Origin of the sequence: Streptococcus sp. FSL R7-0212, from assembly GCF_038007985.1 — a bacterium.
GTDB lineage: Bacteria > Bacillota > Bacilli > Lactobacillales > Streptococcaceae > Streptococcus > Streptococcus parauberis.
In genome coordinates this window covers 163,183-185,728 of the sequence record NZ_JBBOYF010000001.1, presented here as the reverse complement: position 1 = coordinate 185,728, position 22,546 = coordinate 163,183, and the positions used below count along the sequence as shown (strand labels likewise).

General features: G+C 36.8%; 21 protein-coding genes. 5 read left to right on the top strand and 16 right to left on the bottom strand.

The window, feature by feature from the left end:
- The first annotated feature begins 36 nt into the window (after positions 1 to 36).
- A complete protein-coding gene (locus MKY69_RS01085) occupies positions 37 to 1,209 on the top strand; it encodes a DUF4352 domain-containing protein (protein ID WP_004347143.1) in 1,173 nt (390 codons plus the stop codon).
- A gap of 66 nt (positions 1,210 to 1,275) precedes the next feature.
- Here MKY69_RS01085 and MKY69_RS01080 read toward each other — a convergent pair whose 3' ends face one another.
- From MKY69_RS01080 to MKY69_RS01050, 7 genes are read right to left on the bottom strand one after another with little or no spacing between them, the layout of a single operon-like run.
- Positions 1,276 to 2,379, bottom strand: a complete 1,104-nt coding sequence (locus MKY69_RS01080; RefSeq protein WP_340790808.1) for an ABC transporter ATP-binding protein — start codon at positions 2,377 to 2,379, stop codon at positions 1,276 to 1,278.
- On the bottom strand, positions 2,366 to 3,127 hold the full coding sequence (locus tag MKY69_RS01075) for an HAD family hydrolase (protein ID WP_340790807.1): 762 nt from the start codon (positions 3,125 to 3,127) through the stop codon (positions 2,366 to 2,368). The genes MKY69_RS01080 and MKY69_RS01075 overlap by 14 nt, the downstream gene beginning before the upstream one ends.
- Complete coding sequence (locus MKY69_RS01070; protein ID WP_041828610.1) at positions 3,127 to 4,620, bottom strand: CehA/McbA family metallohydrolase; 1,494 nt, start codon at positions 4,618 to 4,620, stop codon at positions 3,127 to 3,129. Before MKY69_RS01070 ends, MKY69_RS01075 begins: the two co-directional genes overlap by 1 nt.
- Positions 4,621 to 4,639: 19 nt before the next feature.
- On the bottom strand, positions 4,640 to 5,947 hold the full coding sequence (locus tag MKY69_RS01065; protein ID WP_340790804.1) for an extracellular solute-binding protein: 1,308 nt from the start codon (positions 5,945 to 5,947) through the stop codon (positions 4,640 to 4,642).
- 41 nt (positions 5,948 to 5,988) lie between these two features.
- On the bottom strand, positions 5,989 to 6,843 hold the full coding sequence (locus MKY69_RS01060) for a carbohydrate ABC transporter permease (protein ID WP_340790803.1): 855 nt from the start codon (positions 6,841 to 6,843) through the stop codon (positions 5,989 to 5,991).
- A 9-nt stretch (positions 6,844 to 6,852) separates the two neighbouring features.
- Entirely contained in the window at positions 6,853 to 7,737 is an 885-nt protein-coding gene (locus MKY69_RS01055) for a carbohydrate ABC transporter permease (protein WP_003105195.1), read from the bottom strand.
- 3 nt (positions 7,738 to 7,740) lie between these two features.
- Positions 7,741 to 8,058: a DMT family transporter gene (locus MKY69_RS01050; RefSeq protein ID WP_340790802.1), complete on the bottom strand. Its 318-nt coding sequence runs from the start codon at positions 8,056 to 8,058 to the stop codon at positions 7,741 to 7,743.
- Positions 8,059 to 8,299: 241 nt separating this feature from the next.
- Here MKY69_RS01050 and MKY69_RS01045 point away from each other — a divergent pair.
- Positions 8,300 to 9,426, top strand: a protein-coding gene (locus tag MKY69_RS01045; protein WP_233847614.1) for an IS3 family transposase whose coding sequence is annotated in 2 segments (ribosomal slippage) — positions 8,300 to 8,570 and positions 8,570 to 9,426 — 1,128 coding nt in all. Because the reading frame shifts where the segments join, the coding sequence is not laid out codon by codon here.
- A gap of 138 nt (positions 9,427 to 9,564) precedes the next feature.
- Here MKY69_RS01045 and MKY69_RS01040 read toward each other — a convergent pair.
- From MKY69_RS01040 to MKY69_RS01015, 6 genes are all read right to left on the bottom strand, one after another.
- Positions 9,565 to 9,855 (bottom strand): hypothetical protein, encoded by a 291-nt coding sequence (locus MKY69_RS01040; RefSeq protein WP_004235451.1) that lies wholly within the window; start codon positions 9,853 to 9,855, stop codon positions 9,565 to 9,567.
- Positions 9,856 to 9,863: 8 nt separating this feature from the next.
- On the bottom strand, positions 9,864 to 10,532 hold the full coding sequence (locus tag MKY69_RS01035; protein ID WP_004235454.1) for a fructose-6-phosphate aldolase: 669 nt from the start codon (positions 10,530 to 10,532) through the stop codon (positions 9,864 to 9,866).
- Between the two features lie 26 nt (positions 10,533 to 10,558).
- Positions 10,559 to 12,973, bottom strand: a complete 2,415-nt coding sequence (locus MKY69_RS01030; RefSeq protein WP_311981626.1) for a glycyl radical protein — start codon at positions 12,971 to 12,973, stop codon at positions 10,559 to 10,561.
- Positions 12,974 to 13,133: 160 nt separating this feature from the next.
- Positions 13,134 to 14,399, bottom strand: a complete 1,266-nt coding sequence (locus tag MKY69_RS01025; protein ID WP_340790801.1) for a RidA family protein — start codon at positions 14,397 to 14,399, stop codon at positions 13,134 to 13,136.
- Between the two features lie 657 nt (positions 14,400 to 15,056).
- Positions 15,057 to 16,037, bottom strand: coding sequence for a sugar-binding transcriptional regulator (locus tag MKY69_RS01020; RefSeq protein ID WP_004235458.1), 981 nt, complete (start codon positions 16,035 to 16,037; stop codon positions 15,057 to 15,059).
- A gap of 17 nt (positions 16,038 to 16,054) precedes the next feature.
- Positions 16,055 to 16,798, bottom strand: a complete 744-nt coding sequence (locus MKY69_RS01015) for a DeoR/GlpR family DNA-binding transcription regulator (protein WP_004235460.1) — start codon at positions 16,796 to 16,798, stop codon at positions 16,055 to 16,057.
- A gap of 124 nt (positions 16,799 to 16,922) precedes the next feature.
- On the opposite strand from MKY69_RS01015, the gene MKY69_RS01010 reads away from it, so the two are divergent.
- A complete protein-coding gene (locus tag MKY69_RS01010; RefSeq protein ID WP_340790800.1) occupies positions 16,923 to 17,696 on the top strand; it encodes a glycyl-radical enzyme activating protein in 774 nt (257 codons plus the stop codon).
- A gap of 72 nt (positions 17,697 to 17,768) precedes the next feature.
- On the opposite strand, the gene MKY69_RS01005 is transcribed toward MKY69_RS01010, so the two are convergent.
- Together MKY69_RS01005 and MKY69_RS01000 are read right to left on the bottom strand one after the other, a co-directional pair.
- Positions 17,769 to 18,125, bottom strand: a complete 357-nt coding sequence (locus MKY69_RS01005; protein WP_003105842.1) for a DUF2200 family protein — start codon at positions 18,123 to 18,125, stop codon at positions 17,769 to 17,771.
- Between the two features lie 84 nt (positions 18,126 to 18,209).
- Positions 18,210 to 18,383, bottom strand: a complete 174-nt coding sequence (locus tag MKY69_RS01000) for a DUF6440 family protein (RefSeq protein WP_003105051.1) — start codon at positions 18,381 to 18,383, stop codon at positions 18,210 to 18,212.
- A 223-nt stretch (positions 18,384 to 18,606) separates the two neighbouring features.
- On the opposite strand from MKY69_RS01000, the gene MKY69_RS00995 reads away from it, so the two are divergent.
- The gene (locus MKY69_RS00995) at positions 18,607 to 19,863 is read left to right on the top strand and encodes an ISL3 family transposase (protein ID WP_017768237.1); all 1,257 of its coding nucleotides are present in this window, start codon (positions 18,607 to 18,609) and stop codon (positions 19,861 to 19,863) included.
- Positions 19,864 to 20,021: 158 nt separating this feature from the next.
- On the opposite strand, the gene MKY69_RS00990 is transcribed toward MKY69_RS00995, so the two are convergent.
- Positions 20,022 to 21,314, bottom strand: a complete 1,293-nt coding sequence (locus tag MKY69_RS00990; protein ID WP_004235464.1) for an adenylosuccinate synthase — start codon at positions 21,312 to 21,314, stop codon at positions 20,022 to 20,024.
- A 367-nt stretch (positions 21,315 to 21,681) separates the two neighbouring features.
- Here MKY69_RS00990 and MKY69_RS00985 point away from each other — a divergent pair, with 367 nt between their 5' ends.
- Entirely contained in the window at positions 21,682 to 22,539 is an 858-nt protein-coding gene (locus tag MKY69_RS00985; RefSeq protein ID WP_004347158.1) for a hypothetical protein, read from the top strand.
- Positions 22,540 to 22,546 lie beyond the last annotated feature (7 nt).

Sequence of the window (22,546 nt, the reverse complement as noted above, 5' to 3'; positions counted from 1 at the left end):
ATATATTAGAAATCGTTTTGGGGTTAGGAGAAGTTTATGAAAAAACGTAAAATTATTTATGGCTTGTTAACGTTGTCATCAGTATTTGTTTTAACTGCTTGCGGTGGCAAAGATGAAAAAAATGCAACAACAACTAAAGATGGTCTTCAAGTAAAAATTGTTGACGGCGAGTATATCACAAATGAGGACTTAAAAACATCTAGTAGTAACAAAGGTTACCTTGCTTTAGAAGTTAAATTAAAAAATACTGGTGATAAAAGTGTTACTTATGGTGAAGATAATTTCACACTTTATACTGGTAAGGATGAAGATGAAGAAAGTATCGAACCAAGTCAAGTTTATGACTCGCTAGATCATTTTAAAACTATTTCTTATGGTAAAGTTTCAAAAGGTCGCTCAAAAACAGGCTATCTTGTATATGAAGTTGATAAAGATCAGAAAAAATACAATCTAGTTATTGATGCTTCAATGGATGACGAAAAGTCTCAAGAACTTAAAATTCCTGTTAATGCAACTAAATACAATGACAACACAGAGAAAATTACAAAACTTGCTGAAACCTTTGTTACACAAACTTTCCTAGATGAGAAAGCGGCTATTGCTGGTTCAGATGCTGAAGCTGCAAGCACAACTGGTGGTGGACAAGTTGAACTACTTGGATCTAAAAAAAGCAAAGAGTGGCAATTAACTAATAAAGTTGACGAAGACCGTGCTGCTTATATGAATAAATTTAAAGAAGAAATTAAAGGTTCATTCTCAGATTACAGTCCAAGCGAAGCAGATTTACAAAAATTCGCTCAACAATATATTGCGGCTAATTCAAAACGTGCAAAAATTGAATATACTGTAAAAAATTATCTCCCAACATCAGCTACTATTGCTGTTAAACCATCCGTTATCAACTATGGTGATATGGATTATGATAGCTTAATTAATGATGCAAAAGAGAAATTGAAAAACAATAACTATTCAGATTATGACCAAGTCTACAAAGATGCTGAAAAGTATATCTTTGAAAATATGCATACACGTTATGATTCTGCATCAATTTCAACACCAGATTCTATGTCTGGTGATGGGTACGAAATTAACTTAACTAAAGACACTGATACTGGTAAATGGACTGTTGATACATCTGATAGTGATCAAAACTACTATTACGATGATTTAATTCAAGCCTTCACTGGTGGTATCAATTCATTCTATTAAACGACTATTTACTCTAAAACATCATAGCCAAATAGATCAATTAAAAAAAGCCCATTAGGGCTTTTTTTAATTGACTAAAGCTAATTCAGTTGCTTTATCAAAAAGGTAAAGAAATTTTTCAGGAAGTCCAAGGTACAATGAATCACCAACTTCAAATAATTCTTTAGAGATGCTTTTTATGACAAGATTTGTTTTGGAGCCTTCAATTCTGACATGAATTATTGCATCCTCACCAAGCATCTCATAAACTTTAACGTGACCTTTAATGGTATTTGCTTTCTCCTCATGGAAAATTTCAATATCATTTGGTCTGATTCCTAGGACCAATTCTTTGGCTAGGCAACCTTTATCTTCAAATTCTAATGCTTTAGCTGGACTAATCACTTGCTCATGATAGTCTGTTTCAAGCTGTAGTTGACCATTCGTTTGCGTCAAGTGACCATCTAAGAAATTCATTGGTGGAGTTCCTATAAAACCAGCAACAAAAAGATTTACTGGATGATCAAAGAGATTTTTTGGACTATCAATTTGCTGAATTTCGCCATCTTTCATAACAACAATTCGTGTACCTAAAGTCATTGCTTCTGTCTGATCATGTGTAACATAGATAAATGTTGCATCTAATTTTTGATAAAGACTAGCAATTTCAAGGCGCATTTCCCCTCTCAACTTAGCATCTAAGTTCGACAAAGGCTCATCCATTAAAAACACTTTAGGATGGCGAACCATTGCTCTACCCATGGCTACACGTTGTTTTTGTCCACCAGATAATTGACCTGGACGACGATCAAGATAAGCATCCATTCTCAACAATTTAGAAACTTCTGCTACTTTTTCATCAATTTGGGCTTTTTTTAGACCACGAATTTTCAAGCTATAAGCCATGTTATTCCGAACAGTCATATGTGGATATAAGGCATAATTTTGGAAAACCATGGCGATATCTCGATCACTTGGACTGACGTGGTTAATTTTCTTACCATCAATCAGTAAATCACCAGATGAAATATCTTCCAAGCCAGCAATCATTCGAAGCGTTGTTGACTTGCCACATCCCGATGGTCCAACAAAGATGATGAATTCCTTGTCTTCAATTTTTAAATTGAAATCTTTTACTGCAGTTGCAGTTTCATAAACCTTATTAATGTGCTTTAATTCAATAGTTGACACGCGGATCCTCTTTCATTTGATTAATTTCTTCCAATAGAGGCACTAATTCTGCCACCGTAGGAATCACATAAGACGTGTATTCTGCAAGACTGAAAAGATTGCCAGTTCCACTGGTTACGCCTACGCCTATCGCTCTGCCATTATTAGCAAAACGCATATCATTAGGTGTATCTCCTACAACTATAATCTCAGAGCTGTCGCATCCCCAAAGTCTTGCAGCTTGATAAAGCAATTCAGGATTTGGTTTAATTGGCCGACTATTGTCTGACGTTCCAACGAAACTAATGAAATGATCTAAACCTAAATCTTCCATCGTTTTCCAGGTAGATAAGAAAGTATCCGTTGTGACAATTCCAATTGCAATATCCATTCTTTTGAGCTTGTCAAAGAGTTTTCTAGTATCTGTAAAGGTTTGAATATCCGACATAGAAACATGAACGGCATCTGTAAAATAATCTTGTAAGCGTTGTGTTAAGAGATTATAATCAAGGTCTTTGACTTCTTTTTCAATAATCTCACCTAAATCTTCAGCAATCAACTGATATGGTTTCCAGGCAATTGCTCCTTCTGGATCAACTTCACCATTATGAAACCCGATGGCATCAGACAATTGTTCAAGATATATGTCACTTGGATATAAGTGATAATCTTTAATAAGTTGATTTAATACAGGAATAATAGCTGGTTGCCACAAGCTGAAAAAATCTATTAAAGTGCCATCTTTATCAAATAATATTCCTTTTATCATTATTCCAGTCCTAACTTCTCTTTAGCTTGACCAAATGTTTTAATACTAGTCGTTTTTTCACCCCTAGTGATTGGATTACCATAAAATCGAAAATCTCCATCCTGAGTATTTGCACCAAAGCGAATCCAGTCATACGATTCTTGACTAAAGCTAATTTTCCCTTGAGCACGGTACTGATCTTGATCGATTTTTTCTAAATCAAGAGCAACTTCTTGGCCGTTAAGTTTATAGAAAAGGTATGGTTTTTTTTCCATTTCAATACAAATATCAAAGTGTAATTCCTGACAGTCATCAGCTACTTTATCACCATAAACAATTACTTGATTGTCATCAGTTGTAAATTGACTGTCTAACTGACAAAAACGAGTCACATAGGTATGACAAGCTGCCAATCCTTTTTTGAGATTATTGGGCGTAAGGTCATCCATTAGTACCCATGTTGCAGGGTCTCCAGGCACAGAAGGGGTCGTTGCAGTTGGATAACATTCATCTTTTAGGAGGTGAGAGTCACTACCACCAATTGCACAAATACGATACCCCTCTGACCAGAAGAAATCTGATAAATCCACAGCTTGTTGATTAGCCAATTTCCCTCGGGCTTTGGGCTCTAATTCATAAGTAGGGTCATTTATTATTTCTAGACTTCTTATTTTGTCTAGACTTAATTCATCGAATTGCCATTTCCATTGGTATAGAAATGGATGATTGATTGAAAAATACCAATCATTATCATTACACTCTTTGATAAATTTATCAATGGCTGCAAGAACCTTTTCTTGTCCACTATCGTTGATAATGGCATCAAGGCTTTCAGGTCGTTTAGTCATTCCAAAAACATTAGCATGACCAAAATTAGTGGTCATTTCCATTCCTGGTAGAACCATTAATTCTGTTTCTTGCCATCCTGTATGAAGCAAGTTATGCTCAGTTGCGTAATAGAAATCTAATCCCTCTCCAAGAACTTTTTCAGTGACTGTAGGAATTAATTCTTTTCCATCTGATAATTGGGTGTGTGTATGGAAGTCACCTTTATACCAGGCTTTGCCTTTTTGATAAATTTTGTCTTGGTCGAAAAAGCTATAGTTAAAGTCTTTATCAACCCAGATTGGGCCACCAATTGCTTCCAAAATAGAACTAGCTTCAAAACTAAGGTCAATTTTGAATTCAATCAAGTCTTTATCAAAGTGCTTGCCATATTCTTGGTTGTAGACAGCTTCAATTGTCCATTGACCTTGGCCGAGCTCCCCTGGAATTGCGCCAAGGGTGCTGGTTTTAGGGTCATTACTTAATGAAATAATTGGGTTGCTATAACTGAGTTGCTTTTGAAAACGGAGTCTGCCTTTTTCATCCTTAATCATTAAGAGAACAAGCATTGTATAAGGCACTTCTAAATCATACTGTAAACTAATCCCTGTACAATTTTCAGGCATTTGGAAACAGACTGGAGATATCTTATGCGTATCTTTATTTAATTGAAAGTGATAAGTTTCCATGCTGATTTAACTCCTATTATTATTTTTCTAAAGCTTTATCTAAGGCTTTTTGTGCTGTTTTTTGTGCATCATCTAAAGCTTTTTGTGCAGGAACATTTTCTAATTCAACTTTATCAGCAGCAATCTTCAAAGCGTCGTAAATAGCACCATCAGTTGGGTCAATTGGTAATACTGAACCATGTTTTGCTTGTTCAAATGGTACTAATGCTTGTGGGTTTTCTTTAACATATGCTTTGTAGTCAGCATTTTCTGTGATTGCTTTGTTTACGGCTACATAACCAACAGCTTTTGTCCACTTAACTTGGTTTTCAACATTTGTAAAGTATTTCATGAAGTCATAAGCACCCTTTTGCTCGTCTTTGGTAGATTTCGCGAGGACGTCCATTAAGAGAGCGTCTGCTGCTGGTGCTGATTTAGAGTCTGCATCCCAAGCAGGTTGTTCCATTGCTTGTACTTTTTTTAAGTCAAGGTCGGCTTGGTCACCAGATGATCCAATGTAACCACCGGCAGTGTTATCTAGTACATCATCAATTGTTTTGTACCAATACTCCCAGCCTTGCCCACCTGAGTTAACAGTCATTGTTTTATCATCATGGATCCAACTTCTGAATTGTTCCCAAACTTCAACCCACTCTTTATCATTGATGGTAACTGTTTTCCCATCTTCGCTGAACATTTTTGCATCATTACTTAAAGATGCATCAATTAGGTTATATTGGCCCCACATTGGTTCCCAACCATATTTGAATTTACCAGTATCTTTGATGGCTTGGGCTGCTTTGCCCATATCTTGCCAAGTCTTAATTGAATCTGGTTGAATATTTGCAGTTTTGAAAGCTTCTTGGTTATAGTACATAACCTGTGTTGTACCATAAGCTGGTAAGCCATAACGTTTGCCATCTTTATTTTTACCTTGATCAGCGAATACTTGAAGGTAGTTATCTTCTTTGAAGTCTTTATCATCCTTAGCTAATTCATTGATATCAACTAATAATTTTTTCTTATCTAGATTACGAGATGGTGCAGTATCTAATAGGACAAGGTCTGGTGCTTTATTACCAGCAATTGCTGCTTGTAATTTAGTATAAGTTTCACCATAGTCTGCTTGTGTTACTGCTTTAATTTCATATTTATCTTGAGACTTGTTATAGTCTTTAATAATATCTTTCCAAACATTAACGGCTGTTTTCCCACCTGCAAACCAAAATTCAACTTCAATTTTGCCATCTTTTGTTTTAGGAGCTGAGGAGCTTGAACCACCACATGCCGAAAGTACAAGTGTCGATAATAGTCCAACTGAAGTAAGTGCTAACCAATTTTTTTTCATGATAAAATCCTCTTTTTTTAATAAGTGTAAAACAATATATATTAACCTTTGACACCAGTGTCACCACCGATACCATTGATAAACCATCTTTGAGTGAATGCAAAGATGATGAGTAAAGGTAGGACAATAACAGCACTTGCTGCCATTACTTTTGCCCACTCTGTTCCATAAGCTCCACCTTCAATGAAGAAACTACGCAACCCTTGTGACACTAGATACTTAGGCTGATCATTAGTAATTAATGATGGCCACATATAACTGTTATAAGCTGCTATAAAACTCATCAAACCGAAAGTAATAAATGATGACTTGGTCATCGGACAAACAATTTCCCATAAAGCTCGGAAATGTGAAGCACCATCCATCCGCGAGGCTTCAACTAAGGTTTTTGGAACCTGCATGAATGCCTGACGTAACAAGAAGATTCCAAAGATACTAATCGTACTTGAGACAATCAAGCCTGATAAAGTATTTAGTAAGCCACTTTGAGATAAGATAATGTAGCTCGGGATATAAGTTGCCGCCACTGGTAACATGTATGTTCCCATAACGATGGTAAAAATGAGGTTTCTGCCTTTAAATCTCAAAAAAACTAAGGCATAGGCTAACATAGCACCAGTAACAATTTGGATTAAAACAATGACTAATGATGTCCACAAACTATTCCAGATATAAAGCGGAATAGGTGAGTTGAAGAAAATCTCTGAAAAATTTGACCATTGTGGTACGGTTGGCCAAAAATTATCTGGATTCATTACTTCCGCCTTAGTTTTTAGAGAACTAATAATCATCCATAAGAATGGAAATGCTGTAAAGATACTAACGAGAATTAAGATGGTCCACTTAATAAGTGTGGCTAAAATGCTCTTGGCATTCATATTTTGATTTTCCGACATGATTACTCCTTAATAATGAACCCAACGTTTAGAACCAACAAATTGCATATAAGATAGAACCACTGTTATAAGGACCATGACGACGGCAACGGCTGTTGCTTGTCCCATATTGTATTCTTGGAAACCAAGTTGGTAATACATATAAAGTAAGGTTCTGGTGCTTCCGCTTGGTCCACCTTGTGTTAAAATCTGAATTTGGTCATAGGCCTGTAAAGAATTAACCATGGTAATGATCATCAGAAAGAAGGTTGTCGGAGAAATACTTGGTAAAGTCATGTCAATGAATTGACGCAAAGGCTTTGCCCCATCCAGTGAACTTGCTTCGTAGATATCTTTTGGAACTTTTTCAAGAGCTGACAAGTAGAAAATCATTGCGTAGCCGAGGCTTTTCCAAACAGTAACAATAACAACTGCTAACATTGCTGTCTGAGAACTCTTTAACCACTCTAAAGCTGGTAAATGCAAAGCTTGTAAGATTAAGTTTGCAAAACCATTTTTAGGTTCAAAAATCCAAGTCCAAACAATTGATATTGCTACTGTTGGTGTAATCCAAGGTGAGAATAGGATGAATTTGAATAAACCTGATCCTGCCATCTTTTTTTGTAATAACATAGCTAAAGTTAGTCCACCAAGTATCGTTGGAACTAAAGTTCCCAATGTAAAGACTAGGGTATTTTTTAAGGCTTCGTAGAATCTGGAATCAGCAAGTAAACTCTTATAATTGCTAAACTGTACAAACTGATACTCCGGTGTCATGAAGTTCCAGTCTGTAAAACTTAACCAAAAGGTTCGAAGAATTGGATAAACCCAGAAAATAAATAAAGGAATAAAGGCTGGTAGAACAAATAATGCTACCAACAAGGCATTTTTGAAACGACTTTGACTTAAGGTCATTGGTTAGTTTCTTCCTAAATTGACTAAAAGACAGCCAGCTAAAATTAATATAATCCCTAGTACCCCAGTAAGAGATAGACTTTCCTTATAAAAAATAAGAGATACTAGAACTGTTACTAGGATTCCTAGACCACACCATAAGGCATATGCCACTCCCAAATTTAATTCTTGGATAGCTTTGGCAAAAAAATAGTGACAGATCATATATACACAAGAGCACAAGATACTTGGCCAGAATAGTGTAAATCCCTTAGTCAACTTTAAAGTTGATGTTGCAAAGACTTCTGCGATGATGGCTAAGAGTAAAAAATAGAGGGCCATGTTTCTCTCCTTAACTAAAGCTTAACCTAAGTATAGCGAGAGACTTTAAATTTCCCATATGATTTTTGTAAAAGTATTGTAAATTTTTTAAATAATTAATCAAAGATGAACAATTAACACTTTTGTTCTATTTTTGTTAGGAATAAAAAAACACCCTGGAAAGGCACTGCACCCAATAAATGAGACACAAGAAAAACACTCCTGTAGAATTCTAGTAAAATAGAATCAGGAGTGTTTTATTATGGTCAAAAAAGCTTACTCGTTAGAAACCAAATTAGCCTGTATTGAAATGAAGAAATCAGGTAAGCCCGAAAAAGTTATTATGGATAGACTTGGTATTAAAAATAAAAGCCAGATATATACATGGTGGCGCTGGTATCAAAAAGGAGAAACGTATCGTTTTCATCAACCTGTAGGTAAGCAATATACTTACGGTCAAGGAATGGAACAGTTATCAGAAGTTGAGCAATTAAAACTACAAGTTGAACTTTTAAAAAAGTATCAAAGCTTGATGAGAAAATCGATAAAGTAACACTCATCAAGCTTGTTGATTACTACAGATATCAGTATCCATTAGGTTTTATTCTGGACTGTTTTAAGGTCTCACGCTCAACCTATTATCGGTGGAAATCTAATATCAAGCCTCCTATTCATGATAGTCTTATCGAAAAAGTTGAAGAGCTCTGCTTAAAATATAAGTTTATATATGGTTATAGAACCATTACAAGTCTTCTAAAGAAAGAGTTTGGGATTAATGCCAATGTAAAGAAAGTCTATCGTATCATGAAGAGCAGAGGGTGGCTATGTCGCACTAGAATAAAGAAGTCCCCTAAATTAGGTAGGCCATACTACGTCACAGACAATAAGCTAGACCGTGACTTTAAGGCAACCAGACCATTACAAAAACTAGTTACAGATATTACTTATCTCAACTTTGGAAAAACTACCTTATACTTGTCATCTATTATGGACCTTTATAATCGTGAAATTGTGGCCTATACTATTTCAGATACACAGGACAATGATCTTGTACTTGATACCCTTAATCAACTTGATTTAGAATCAGGAGTCCTATTACACAGTGATCAAGGATCTGTCTATACATCACATGCTTACTATCTCGCTTGTATTGAAAAAGGCATTACCCGCTCAATGTCTCGAAAAGGGACACCTGCAGATAACGCCTGTATTGAATGGTTTCACTCCGCTTTAAAGACTGAAACCTTTTATCTCCAAGATAGGAGAAAACACAACAAAGTTAGTATAACAAATATTGTTAAAAATTACATAACATTTTATAATGAAACTAGAATTCAACGTCATTTAAAAAACCAATCTCCTGTTCAATTCAGAAAATTGGTTTCATAAGAGTGTTTTTCTTCTGTCCCACTATTGGGGTGCAGTGCCGAAAATGGGTGCTTTTGTCATTTTTATTCATTACTTTTTAGTTCCCAGGTATTATCTGATTAACCTTATTGATTAGACTTATTACTTCTTTTCCATAAGCTATTCTTTCTCAGAAGCTTGAAAGGGTGTTTTGTAATAGGTAATTTGTTCTGGTCTTGCTTTTGATTTTAAGTAAAGTTCTACTTCTAGAGAAGTCATTGCAAAGTAGTCCAGATAATTAGTTTGGGGATTTAATCGCCTTACTAAATCATCGACAGTTGTTTCAATGCCTGAAGTATACAATTTTACAGCCTTGATATCATTTAATGGGATTATTTTCTTCTTTAAGATAAGGACTTGTTGCTCATCATCCCAAGTAATAATTCCTTTTTCATTACCTTTGGTAAACATTGTTTTTCCTAAATGCTTTGTTTTTGATGAATACTTTCCCAGTCTTTGCCAAAATCGTCAACTGCTTTTTGGATTGATGGCATAGCAAATCCGGCTTCAAAGACATCTGGCCCTGCTGTTATTGCTTGGGCGCCAAGGGCAAATGCTTTATTAACTTGTCCAACATTTTTAAAGCTAGCAGCTAAAATTTTACTGTCAGAACATTCGCGGTCAATTGCTTCCGCTAATTGTCCAATAACAGCTTCCGCATCAATATTGAGATTTTCCATCCGGTTATAGTAAGGGGCTAAATAATCTGCTCCTGCTTCAATAGCCAACAGACCTTGGAAAGTTGTATAGATAGCTGTTGCTGTAATATGATAACCATCAGCTTTCAAGGTTTTAATAGCAGTAAGGCCATCGGTAGTTACAGGAACTTTAACAAAAATACTATCTCCTGCCTGACGACGAATTTCAGCAGCATCTTTTAATATCCCTTCATAGTCTTTTGCGACCACTTGAACATGGATTGACGCTTTATCACCAATAATGGAACGAACTTCTTTAATTCGTTCAAAAAAATCAATCTGACCTTCTGCTTTAGCAATTGTCGGATTTGAAGTAACCCCGGCTAGAGGTAAAATTTTTGACCATTTTTTAATTGCCTCAAGATTGAGGGTGTCTAACATATATTCCATTACATTTCCTTTTCTAAACAAAATCCTTAAAAAGTATGCTCAGTGCGTTCAATGATGTCATCTTGTGTTGCTTTTGATAAAACATTGAAGAATGCTGAGTAGCCAGCAACACGAACAATTAAATCACGGTGTTCTTCTGGATGCAGTTGAGCGTCAATTAAGGTTTCACGAGAGACCACGTTATATTGGATATGATAACCATGAAGGCGATTAAAGAATGTTCTTAAAAGAGCCATCAGTTTCAACTTATCTTCTTCTTTGGCTAAAGTCTGTGGGTTGACTTTTTGATTAAGCAAGACACCACCAACAATTTCATCTGTGCGCAATTTAGAAACAGATTTCAGTACTGAAGTTGGTCCTTTTTTATCCATACTATGTTCAGGAGAACAACCCTCAGCTAGCGGCGTACCAGCATGACGTCCATCAGGCGTTGCCAGTGTTCCCTTTCCTTGACCGACATTAGCTGAAATTGATGATGTTCCTGAATAGCGCGTACCTCCAATTGGACCACGACCATAACGCGTATTTGGATATTTGGCAATCTCATCAATGTAAGTATCATAAGCATCGACGACTAACTGATCGACATAATCGTCGTCATTCCCATATTTAGGGGCATCATTAATGAGCATTTGACGAATTTCTTCGCCGCGGTCCCCCGCGAAATCGGATTCCAAAGCATGCCACAATTCTTGAGGAGTCAGTTTGTGCTCCTCAAAGACTAATTTCTTAAGCACTGCTAAGGAATCAGCAAGGTTGGCTATCCCTACTTGAAGGCCAGAGATAAAGTCATAAACTGCTCCGCCTTCTTTCAAAGTCTTACCTCGGCCGATACAGTCATCAGTTAAGGCAGAGCAAAGAATGTCTGGGCATTCGCGTTCCAAACCAAGGTCAATGGCATTTTCGACAACGACACTCATGCGGGTTATTTCGCGTAGAGTTTTATCCCAAGCAACTTTCAACTCCTCATAAGAAGTCATATCTGTAAAGTAACCATGTCCCTTAGCAAAACGTTTACCAGATGAGGGATCAATGCCGTTATTCATAGTAATTAATAAGATTTTCGGGAAGTTAATATAGCTCATCCCTGTACAACGGTAACCCCACTTACCAGGGACAGCTGTTTCAACACAGCCAATAGCTGAGTAATCATAAGCATCTTCTTCCAAAACACCTTTTTTGATAAAGGATGGAATAATAATTTCATCATTATTTATGGCTGGCATCCCAAAACCAAGTTTCATGACTTCGATACATTCATTCATAAAATCATTATCTAAACCTTTATGGTAACGAACAGTCAAGTTTGGTTGTGGTAATTTAGTTTGAGCTACTGAGCGCAGAACCATATAGGACATTGGATTGACAGCATCTTTTTTATCTCTGGTTTGACCACCAATGGTCACGTTTTGGTACATTGGACTACCTGCTGAAGAGAAGGTATGTGATTGACTGCGTACTTTATTGATGGTTAAGGTTTTTATCCATAAATTGGTTAGGCGTTCAACAATTGATTCCTCTGTTTCACGTCCAGCTTCTAAATCTGCCTTGGCATAGGGATACATGTATTGGTCAAAACGTCCATATGAGAGGGAGTGACCATTTGATTCTATCTGCAAAATACACTGGATAAACCAAACAGATTGGACAGCTTCCGCAAATGTCGCAGCTGGCTCATAGGGTACTTTGTCACAGATTCGGGCAATTTCCAAGAGTTCAGCTTTGCGATCAGCCGAAGCCTTTTCCGCCATTTGGCGTGCTAATTCTGCATAACGGCGAGAGTAAGTCTTGATGGCGTCGATGACGATGAAAATGGAATCGTACAAATGATACTTATCAATGTTTTCTGGAACAGTTAGGTCCAAGGCATCTTTAGCAGCATGTGCACGGGCTTCAAAGTCTTTCAAGCCAAATTCAAGAACTTTCTGGTAATTGACAGCTAAGTGAGCATCACCTGAATTCATTTTACCTTCCATCCCAAAGAAGCCTGTTTCCATATAGACATCAACTTCTCTTGGTAGAAGCGCACCTGCGCGTGCCCGGAGATTATTGTTTTCCCAGAATGGTGCTATTGAACGCAACTGCTCTTTGGTTTCTTCCTTAATATAGAAGACATCGCCATCGCGCTTTTCAAAGAGATCCAATTCATTAATTACGAATTCAAGTGTATACTCAGGAAAAATGGGGGCATCTTTATTTGAAGAAGCTTGGTTACCAGCAATCAAGCTTTCATCTTCAATATAAATTGACATATGTTCCAAAATATTTTGCAACATATAAGCTCTTTTAAGATTGGCTGGTTTATCTTGATGCTCTTTATAAGTTTCTGTTACCAGAATAGCTCGCTCAGCATCGATATACGGTTTTTTATCAAGCACAGCCTCGCGGTAAGTGCTCATCCGTTCAGTTAATTGGCCAAAACGTGAATTAGTTAGGGTCATAGCTATCACTCCTTGTTTTTTCTTTCGTAATAGTTTTATGTTTCTTTCGTAACTATTTTAACATAAAATATATTCTAAAAGATATGTTCATTCGTTAAAAGCGTAAGCAAAAAGATATTGCACAATTGTGCAATATCTCGGTGCCTTGACATTGTTTATATTAAACTACTGGAGGAGTTCCTTCAGCATTACCAACTGTTGCGTCAATTTGAACAGAAGCACCTTTTGGTAATTCAGAAACACCTACGAAACGAAGTGCTGGTTTAGTTTCAGCAAAGATTGCTGAGAAGACTTCTTCTACTGCAGTCATTTCATTAAGATCAGTCATGTAAACATTGATTTTCACAACATCAGCCATAACATGATCAACACTTTCGATGATTGCTTGGATATGCTCAAAAGCTAATTGTGCTTGTTCTTTAACAGCCCCAGCTACTAAGTCACCAGTGCTTGCATCAACTGGAAGTTGGCCTGAAATGTGGTTGTAGTGTGAGAAGGCAACTGTTTGACTAGAATAAGCACATTTAGGAGCTTTGTCAGTGTTTGAGTGTTCAATGATAAGGCCGTGACGGTCTTCGATAGCTTGTGGCGGAGTTCCATCACCGTGTGATACCGTTGCTTCCATTTGAACTAATGCACCCATTTCAAGTGCTGCAACTGGAACAACCGTACGAGCTGGTAGGTAGTTGACAGCACGCGCAATTCCTGAATCTGGTAAGAAAGTTTTGTATACTTCGTTAACGACATCAAGGTCAGCTAAGTTAGTGACGTAAACAGTCATTTTAACAACGTCATCAAGAGGGACATCGATGCTTTCAAGCACTACTTTGATGGTTTTCAAAAATTGTTGGGCTTGTTCTTTAACGCCACCAATTGCTAAACGTCCAGTTTTAGGATCGATTGGTAATTGAGCAGTTACATTATTATAGTGTGAAAAAGCTACTGTTTGTGTTGACATTGCGGACACAGGAGCATTATAAGTATTATTCGTTAATTTAACCAAATCACCTGCTTGAGGAGTATTTGGAATTGTCCCCTCACCATTTGAGATAATGGCATCCATTTGCACTTTCGCATCCATTGGTAGAGCAGAAACTGCTACAACTGTGCGTGAAGGTACATAGGTTGGGAAGAAATCTGTTTGAACTAAATTAATAGTATCAACATCTTGAATATCTTTAACGAAAATAGTAAGTCTTACAATGTCAGTTAGGACATGATCAATGCTTTCAACAACTGTTTTTAAGTTTTGAAAACATTGTTGGGCTTGTTCTTTAATCCCACCTTCAACCAGTTGACCAGATGAAACATCAATTGGTAACTGTGCTGATAGATTGTTGTAGTGTGAAAAAGCTACAGTGTGAGATCCTAGAATTTTAGGAGCAAGTTCAGTATTTCTTGCTAAGACTTCGTTATTAACGCTCATGCGTAAATTCTCCTTTGGATTTGTGTTTGATGTGAATCATTTATTAGAGTTAGTGCACTTTCTCTAATAAATACAAGTAACTCTTTTGTCAGAAAGCGGTTACATTTGTCAGTATAACAAGCTCCTATCCTCACTGTCAAGCCGAAAAAGGAGGTCTTAATCAAGACTACTCCATTCTTGTCTAGACATTTTGTATAGTCTTATATTTATAATTAATTAAACAATTTTTACTTTCAGCAAAAAAATATACCTCTATTTTTTTGAATAATCTGATAAAATCTCATCCTAGGCTATCACCCTTTCCCATGCCTAAATTTATTTTCATTCATTTTTTCATTTCAATATTTAAGTTTTTCTCAAAAAAATGTATAAACATTAGACAAATTAAAAACATACGCTAGCACTTTAGGCTACTTCAAGATTTTCCAGTTTTGCTTGATGCATATTTTTGCTAATGAAAAGAACCTGTCTTTCAAAACAAGTTCTTTGCAATAGCTATGAAAATATCTAATCAGTATTTCAGATACTTACCTCTTACCATTTCATAGTCATAACTGACTTTTTTTAAGCTGGAAAATGCTAAGTTATTTCATTCCATGGAAAGCATACTTAAAAATAAAATGTATAGGGAGTGGAATTTTACACAATTGTGCAAAATTATCCTATTTTATCTTGCAGATAGGTATCGCCGTCCTTTGCTAATAATGCTTTGATGGTTTCTTCATCGGTAACCAAATAATTAATACACTTAACTTTTAAAGAAGCCAAGATGGCAGCCGCTTTTTCTTGGCCACAAGCAATGGCAAAGACATTTGGTACTTGCCTTAATTGTTGCAAGGAAATACCGATCGTGCGTTCTTGTAGGTCTTTATCAACTGACTGACCATTCTTGTCAAAGAAGCGGCAGCAAATCTCACCGACAGCCTCAAGTTGACGCAGTTTCATATAGTCGCTACCTATCAAAAGATCACGCCATTGGCTATTTTTTTGAGCATTAGGCTCGGCTCCAATACCAATAACTGCCCAATCCAGTTTCTCCCAGGAAAGCAAGGTTTTTTCAAAGTATTTGGATTTCTTAATCCCCTGAGCAATCGTAGCATTTTCCTGAATGACAGTGGCATTAATAAATGAGCTTTGACCGTGAAATAACCGAGCTAAGCGGTAAACCAAAGTATTCACATGAAAGTTAGCATGGATAGCACTTGGACCTCCAGAAAGTGGGAAAATCGAAATCCCCTTCAAACTCTTCTGAGTCATATGGTCAATCAAGGCGCTAATGCTAGAACCCCATGAAATGCCAATAACCTCATTGTCTTTAATCATGGAACGGAGAACTTCCGCCCCTTCTTTAGCTATATGATTGAGGTTATCTTGGTCGTCATGCCCTGCTTGATAGGGCAAGATAGTCACTTTTTTGAGACCATACTTTTCTTGAACGTAGGATTCCAAGGCAAATAGGGAGGAGTCATAGCCTTGAATCTCTATTTTAACAATGCCCTCATCCTTAGCTTTGGCCAACATGCGACAGACCGTGGTCCGATAAATATCCAACTCCTTGGAAATGGTGGTTTGACTTTTGCCCTCAATATAGTGCATATAGGCGATTTTGGCCAAGAGTCGTTTTTTTTCTTCCTTCATGACACCCTCACTTGCTCTTATACGTAGTCCATGGCAATCCCAGAGGAAGTTAGAAAGCCTTTGCTCTCTTGATCAATCCCCTTGTCAGTAATAATGCGGCTAACCTTGTCAAGGCTCAGCTGATGCACCAAACTTGGTTTGAGAAACTTGCTGGAATCAGTAAGAATAATCGTTTTTTCGGCCGCGTCAGCCATGCTTTGGACCGCTTCACAGCGCATCATATCCTTGCACATAAAACCAACTTGTGGGCTAAAGCCATCCGTCCCCGCAAAAACCATATCCACATGGAAGAGGTTAATCATTTGTTTGAGCAAAGGCCCAACAGTCACCTCCGAGTTATGCTGATAATTACCCCCTAAGAGAATGATTTGACAGGAGTCATATTGACGCAAAAAATTGGCTATAAAACAAGAATTGGTAATAATTTTAATATTGCGTTTGGTCTGGCAAAGGACTTCCGCCAAAAGAGCACAGGTAGAGCCTGATTCAATCATGATAGTATCGTTGTCCGCAACCAATTCAGCCGCTTTTTCAGCAATCTTACGCTTGATATTATAATTGTAAGACAGGCGAACATTAAGGTCATCGCCACTGTTCAAAACAGCATAACCATGCTCCCGATGCAGAAGACCTTTGCCTTCTAATTTATCTAAATCTTTCCTTATAGTTACTTTCGAAACAGCTAACTTACGAGAAAGGGTATTAACGTCAATTTTTTGATGTTTTGATACTAATTGGATAATCTTTTCTAATCTATTCATTGGACACCTCACTTGTCATTATATCAGTTTGAACAAGAAAATTGAAAGAAAAAAACGACTTACGAACGTAATTGATAAAATTACGTTTATGTGTTATCATGTCCATAAAAGAAAGGGTAGCACTATGACAGAATCAGGAATTGTCTTTAACATCCAACACTTTAGTATCCATGACGGCCCAGGTATCCGGACCACTGTTTTTTTAAAGGGATGTCCTCTAAAATGTCCTTGGTGTGCTAACCCAGAGTCTCAACGGAGAGAACCGGAGGAAATGCTTAAGGCAGACGGTCAATCCTATGAAACAGTCGGTCAAGTTAAAACAATCGACCAAATTATGGAAGAAGTCCTCAAAGACCAAGATTTCTATGAAGAATCTGGAGGCGGACTAACCTTATCAGGTGGTGAAATTTTTGCTCAATTTGAATTCGCAAAGGCCATCTTAAAGGCAGCCAAAAAAGCTGGACTGCATACCGCCATTGAGACCACCGCTTATACCAAACACGAGCAATTCCTAGATTTGATTCAATATGTCGATTTTATCTACACCGACTTCAAGCACTATGATCAAATCAAACACCGCAAGGTGACAGGCGTAGCTAACCAGGTCATTATCAAGAATATCCATGCTGCCTTCCAAGCTGGCAAAAAAATCGTTCTCCGCATCCCTGTCATCCCTAACTTCAATGACAGCCTAGAAGATGCCCAATGCTTTGCCCAACTCTTTAACGAGTTGGACATTAATCAGGTGCAATTACTTCCTTTCCATCAATTTGGGGAAAACAAATACAAACTCTTGGAACGCGACTACACAATGAGTGATGTCCCAGCTTACCATACCGAAGACCTCAAAGACTATCAACAAGTCTTCCTAGACCATCAGATTCATTGTTACTTTTAAGAAAGAAAAAGACAAGCTAAAAGATTGGCTTGTCTTTTCATCTGTTTAATCTAATTTTTCAGCTATTCTTTTTTACTTATCATACTTGTCGAAGACTTGTTGAGGACTCTTGCCTTTTGCTAACCAGTCAACGAGTTTATCCAACTGGCGCATTTTTTGTGTCTGATCATCTTCGATGGTTTCAATTTGAACACCACAAATTTTACCAGTGATATTTTGACGCAAAGGATTATAGCTAGGTGCCTGCTCGAGAAATTCTCCATAAGTAGTATCTGATTGATTCAGTTGGGCAACTTGATCGGCCGAATAGCCCATTAACCATTCAATAATGGCATCCACATTCTGAGCCTGACCACCTTTGCGCTCGACTTTGGCTACTAAAGCCTTATAGATTGATTGAAATGACATTTGAAATACTTTATGTGACATAGCATTAAACTCCAACTCTTTTTTTCTATTTTAACACAGAATGGTCACAGGATAATTCATGATGTTTCATATGTTCCGATAGGATTATTGATTTGATAACCATTCTCTATTTAACTTAGGTTTGCCATTTGCTTCAAGAAGAGGAATAATGTGGTTACCATTTTTGTAGTATTCGACACCTGTTTCATTATCAACAATCACTTGTGTTCCAAAATCAGTATTAATAACTGAAAATCTATCTTTCGAAATTTTAGACATATTTTTCTCCTTTTAATTATTTTTCATAAATATAACATTTATTAACTTTACAAGTCAATTTTTTCTTCACCCTTTATAGAATAATTCCGCTGAATTATGGCTCTATAATTTCTGTAGTGGGTAAATCCACTGTAGAGATTATGGAGCCTTTTTGAGTATATACAAAAAGTCCCATATGACCTATAATGAAAAGTGCTCAAACTATCATTTTAGAAAGACTCATATGGAACAACTAAATCTTATCACAAATTTTCTCAGAATTAAAGACAAAAATATCACTATCACTGATGAATATGATATGGGAACTCACTTAGAACTCCACGGTCACTTGGACTACACAGCCCCTAAATGCCCAAAATGCAAGGGACAAATGGCTAAGTACGACTACCAGAAAACTTCTAAAATCCCCTACTTAGAAACTGCTGGCTACCCTTTACTTATCCGCCTTAGAAAGCGTCGTTTCAAGTGTAAAGATTGCGGAAAAATGGCGGTCGCTGAAACTCCTCTTGTCAAGAAGAACCACCAAATCTCTGTCGCTGTTAACCAGAAAATCGCACAATTACTCATCGAAAATCAAGCAATGAAACATATTGCACACAGGCTATCAATTTCAACATCGTCAGTTATGAGAAAGCTCAATGAGTTCAAGTTTGAAACGGATTGGAATACCCTACCTGAGGTGATGAGTTGGGACGAGTATGCCTTCAAGAAGGGGAAAATGAGCTTCATCGCTCAAGATTTCGACTCCCTAAATGTCATCGCCATTCTCGACGGAAGAACTCAAGCAACCATCCGAAACCACTTTCTTCGCTATCCTAGAAAGGTTAGAAATCGGGTCAAAGTGATTACCATGGATATGTTTAGTCCCTATTATCAACTTGCTAAACAACTTTTTCCGAATGCAAAAATTGTACTCGATCGCTTTCATATCGTGCAACACCTTAGTCGTGCTATGAACCGTGTCCGTATTCAAATTATGAATCAATTCGACAGAAAATCGCAGGAATACCGAGCCTTGAAACGTTACTGGAAATTGATACAACAAGATAGCCGTAAACTCAGCGATAAACGATTTTATCGTCCTATGTTTCGAATGCATTTGACTAACAAGGAAATCCTAGAAAAACTCCTGTCTTTCTCCGAGGAACTACGACAACACTATGTACTCTATCAGCTTCTCTTATTTCATTTCCAAGAGAAGAACTCAGACCATTTCTTTGACCTCATCGAACAGGAAATAGCCATCGTTAATCCTATTTTCCAGACGGTATTGAAGACATTTTTAAAGGATAAAGACAAGGTTGTAAACGCCATGGAATTGCCTTATTCCAACGCCAAACTGGAAGCTACCAATAATCTCATCAAAGTCATTAAGAGAAATGCCTTTGGTTTCAGGAACTTTGAAAACTTTAAAAAACGGATTTTGATTGCATTGAACATAAAGAAAGAGAGGACGAAGTTCGTCCTCTCTAGGTGTTAGCTTTTCATCTACCCACTACAGTTGACAAAGAGCCTGAATTATTGATAGTCGTTGGACATCCTATGATACTTTTCCATTTACAAACAAAAAAAGTGAAGACAAGTAGCTTATCTTCACTCTGATAATCTTTCCAAAGAAAGATTGTTATTTACATTTTATTAGATATTTGCCCAAACTGATTCTAGAATGTTTGTTTGTTCACGTCCTGGACCTACTGAGAAAGTAGAGATGCGAACACCAACTAATTCACCAACACGGCGAACATAGTTACGGGCATTTTCTGGAAGGTCTTCAAGGCTACGAACACCTGTGATATCTTCAGACCAACCTGGTAATTCTTCATAGATTGGTGTGCAACGTTTTAATTTTTCTAAACTTGCTGGGTAGTAATCAATGCGTTCTCCGTCAAGGTCATAAGCAACACAAATTTTAACTGTATCGAGTCCTGAAAGAACGTCGATTGAGTTGAGTGAAAGGTTAGTAATCCCTGACACACGACGGCTATGACGCATAACAACTGAGTCAAACCAACCAACACGGCGTGGACGGCCAGTTGTTGTACCATATTCATGACCAATTTCACGGATACGATTCCCAACTTCATCAAATAATTCAGTTGGGAATGGTCCATCACCAACACGGCTTGTGTAAGCTTTACATACACCAACTACTTTATTGATTTTACTTGGGCCAACACCAGAACCAATTGTTACTCCACCAGCTACTGGATTTGAAGATGTTACAAATGGGTAAGTACCTTGGTCAATATCAAGCATAACACCTTGTGCGCCCTCAAATAAGACACGTTTACCACCATCAAGGGCATCATTCAAAATAACTGATGTATCTGTTACATACTTTTTGATTTCTTGACCATAAGCATAGTATTCATCAAAGATCTCATCAAAGTCAAGTGCAGTCGAATCGTACATTTTTTCAAACAAACGATTTTTTTCAGCCAAATTAGCCATCAAACGGTCAGCAAAGATTTCTTTGTCTAATAAATCAGCAATGCGGATACCAACACGCGCAGCTTTATCCATATAAGCTGGGCCAATTCCTTTAATAGTTGTTCCGATTTTGTTATCACCTTTTGAATCTTCTTGTAATTGATCCAATTTAATGTGATAAGGCAAGATAACATGGGCACGATCTGAAATACGCAAATTATCTGTTGTAACGCCTTCTTCATGAAGATAAGCTAGTTCTTTAACCAATGATTTAGGATTAACAACCACTCCATTACCAATAACAGAAAATTTTTCTGGGAAGAAAATACCTGATGGGATCAAATGTAATTTGAATTTTTTTCCATCGATGACAATTGTATGTCCAGCATTATCACCACCTTGATAACGAGCAATCACTTCTGCATCTGCAGATAAAAAGTCAGTGATTTTTCCTTTACCTTCATCACCCCATTGGGTACCAACAACTACTACTGATGTCATATGTATACGATATAGGCTTACTCTAGAATGGTAGAGCAGGGGCCTTCACCTTTCTTGAAAACATGGCAGGAATCTCACCTGCAGTTTATCTTACACCCTATTATAGCAAAAAATGGATATATTTGCCAACTTTTATAATAATATTAAGAAAATACATTTCATTAGAAAAATTATTATTTTCAATTAAGCAAAATCCGAACATTTGTATTTCGTCACTTTATTATGCCCTATTTTGCTATTCTATTTGTAATCTAAATAATATCCGCTATTTTTAAAGTATTCTCTTTAAGAAAAGTCCTATTTGAGGTAAAATAACAGTATAATAATGGGTTTAACCCACTAAAGAGTCCTAGAAAGAGAACAATCTATGTTACAAAAATTTGATGGTATTATTCAGCATCTTCCAAAGCTACCAAAGTGGGTTTGGTTTATTATTTATTTTTTGATGATTGCACCATTATCTGATGTCCTACCAGATGGTCTTCTTTTTACGGCTATGATTGGTCTTGGTCTTGGTTTTAATTATGTCGGCAAACGGAAAAAATGGCTAACTAGCCAAAAATTAGCTAAACGCATTCAAAATCTGAAAGACAATGTTCATTTGGCTGACAAACAAAGTAATCTCTTAAAAGACTATCTAGCTATCAGTGATTATAGTAATTTCAAAGTAACAGCTGAACAATTATTAGCCCGAATTGAATATATCAAAGATGAATCTTACAATTTACAATCTCATATTCCTCGAGATGTTTATAGTCGTATGAACCAAAAAGCTGACGATGTCAAAGTAGATACAGTTTTACAATTAGAAAAACTGCAACAAATATCTGGTCCGCAAGCTGAGCATACCGATTTACATCTACAGATTGTCCAAGAAGCACCGGAAATAAACGATCTCTATAAAAATATCCAAAAAGATCATCATAACATTCTTGAAAAAATCAAAAAAGCAGATAATGTTGCTGAATTAGAAGCACTTCATGAAAGTGGTATGCAAAAATTCTATGATATATTAGATGGTTACCTCAAAATAAAAGCTTCACCAAAGGATTACTACAACGCTGAACAACGGCTAGAAAATGCATTAGTCGCTATCAAAGCTTTTGACTTAGATTTGGATGAAACATTGCGACAACTCAATGAAAGTGATCTTAGTGATTTTGATATTAGTCTTCGAATGATGCAAACTAATAAGCGGACACCTGACTCAGATACAACAATTTAGAGGAGAT

Bases quoted from the DNA above. Each gene is read 5' to 3' on its own strand.
- MKY69_RS01085 (WP_004347143.1), top strand. From the start codon at position 37: ATGAAAAAACGTAAAATTATTTATGGCTTGTTAACGTTGTCATCAGTA.
- MKY69_RS01075 (WP_340790807.1), bottom strand. From the start codon at position 3,127: ATGATAAAAGGAATATTATTTGATAAAGATGGCACTTTAATAGATTTT.
- MKY69_RS01070 (WP_041828610.1), bottom strand. From the start codon at position 4,620: ATGGAAACTTATCACTTTCAATTAAATAAAGATACGCATAAGATATCT.
- MKY69_RS01065 (WP_340790804.1), bottom strand. From the start codon at position 5,947: ATGAAAAAAAATTGGTTAGCACTTACTTCAGTTGGACTATTATCGACA.
- MKY69_RS01060 (WP_340790803.1), bottom strand. From the start codon at position 6,843: ATGTCGGAAAATCAAAATATGAATGCCAAGAGCATTTTAGCCACACTT.
- MKY69_RS01055 (WP_003105195.1), bottom strand. From the start codon at position 7,737: ATGACCTTAAGTCAAAGTCGTTTCAAAAATGCCTTGTTGGTAGCATTA.
- MKY69_RS01050 (WP_340790802.1), bottom strand. From the start codon at position 8,058: ATGGCCCTCTATTTTTTACTCTTAGCCATCATCGCAGAAGTCTTTGCA.
- MKY69_RS01040 (WP_004235451.1), bottom strand. From the start codon at position 9,855: ATGTTTACCAAAGGTAATGAAAAAGGAATTATTACTTGGGATGATGAG.
- MKY69_RS01035 (WP_004235454.1), bottom strand. From the start codon at position 10,532: ATGGAATATATGTTAGACACCCTCAATCTTGAGGCAATTAAAAAATGG.
- MKY69_RS01030 (WP_311981626.1), bottom strand. From the start codon at position 12,973: ATGACCCTAACTAATTCACGTTTTGGCCAATTAACTGAACGGATGAGC.
- MKY69_RS01025 (WP_340790801.1), bottom strand. From the start codon at position 14,399: ATGAGCGTTAATAACGAAGTCTTAGCAAGAAATACTGAACTTGCTCCT.
- MKY69_RS01020 (WP_004235458.1), bottom strand. From the start codon at position 16,037: ATGAAGGAAGAAAAAAAACGACTCTTGGCCAAAATCGCCTATATGCAC.
- MKY69_RS01015 (WP_004235460.1), bottom strand. From the start codon at position 16,798: ATGAATAGATTAGAAAAGATTATCCAATTAGTATCAAAACATCAAAAA.
- MKY69_RS01010 (WP_340790800.1), top strand. From the start codon at position 16,923: ATGACAGAATCAGGAATTGTCTTTAACATCCAACACTTTAGTATCCAT.
- MKY69_RS01005 (WP_003105842.1), bottom strand. From the start codon at position 18,125: ATGTCACATAAAGTATTTCAAATGTCATTTCAATCAATCTATAAGGCT.
- MKY69_RS01000 (WP_003105051.1), bottom strand. From the start codon at position 18,383: ATGTCTAAAATTTCGAAAGATAGATTTTCAGTTATTAATACTGATTTT.
- MKY69_RS00995 (WP_017768237.1), top strand. From the start codon at position 18,607: ATGGAACAACTAAATCTTATCACAAATTTTCTCAGAATTAAAGACAAA.
- MKY69_RS00990 (WP_004235464.1), bottom strand. From the start codon at position 21,314: ATGACATCAGTAGTAGTTGTTGGTACCCAATGGGGTGATGAAGGTAAA.
- MKY69_RS00985 (WP_004347158.1), top strand. From the start codon at position 21,682: ATGTTACAAAAATTTGATGGTATTATTCAGCATCTTCCAAAGCTACCA.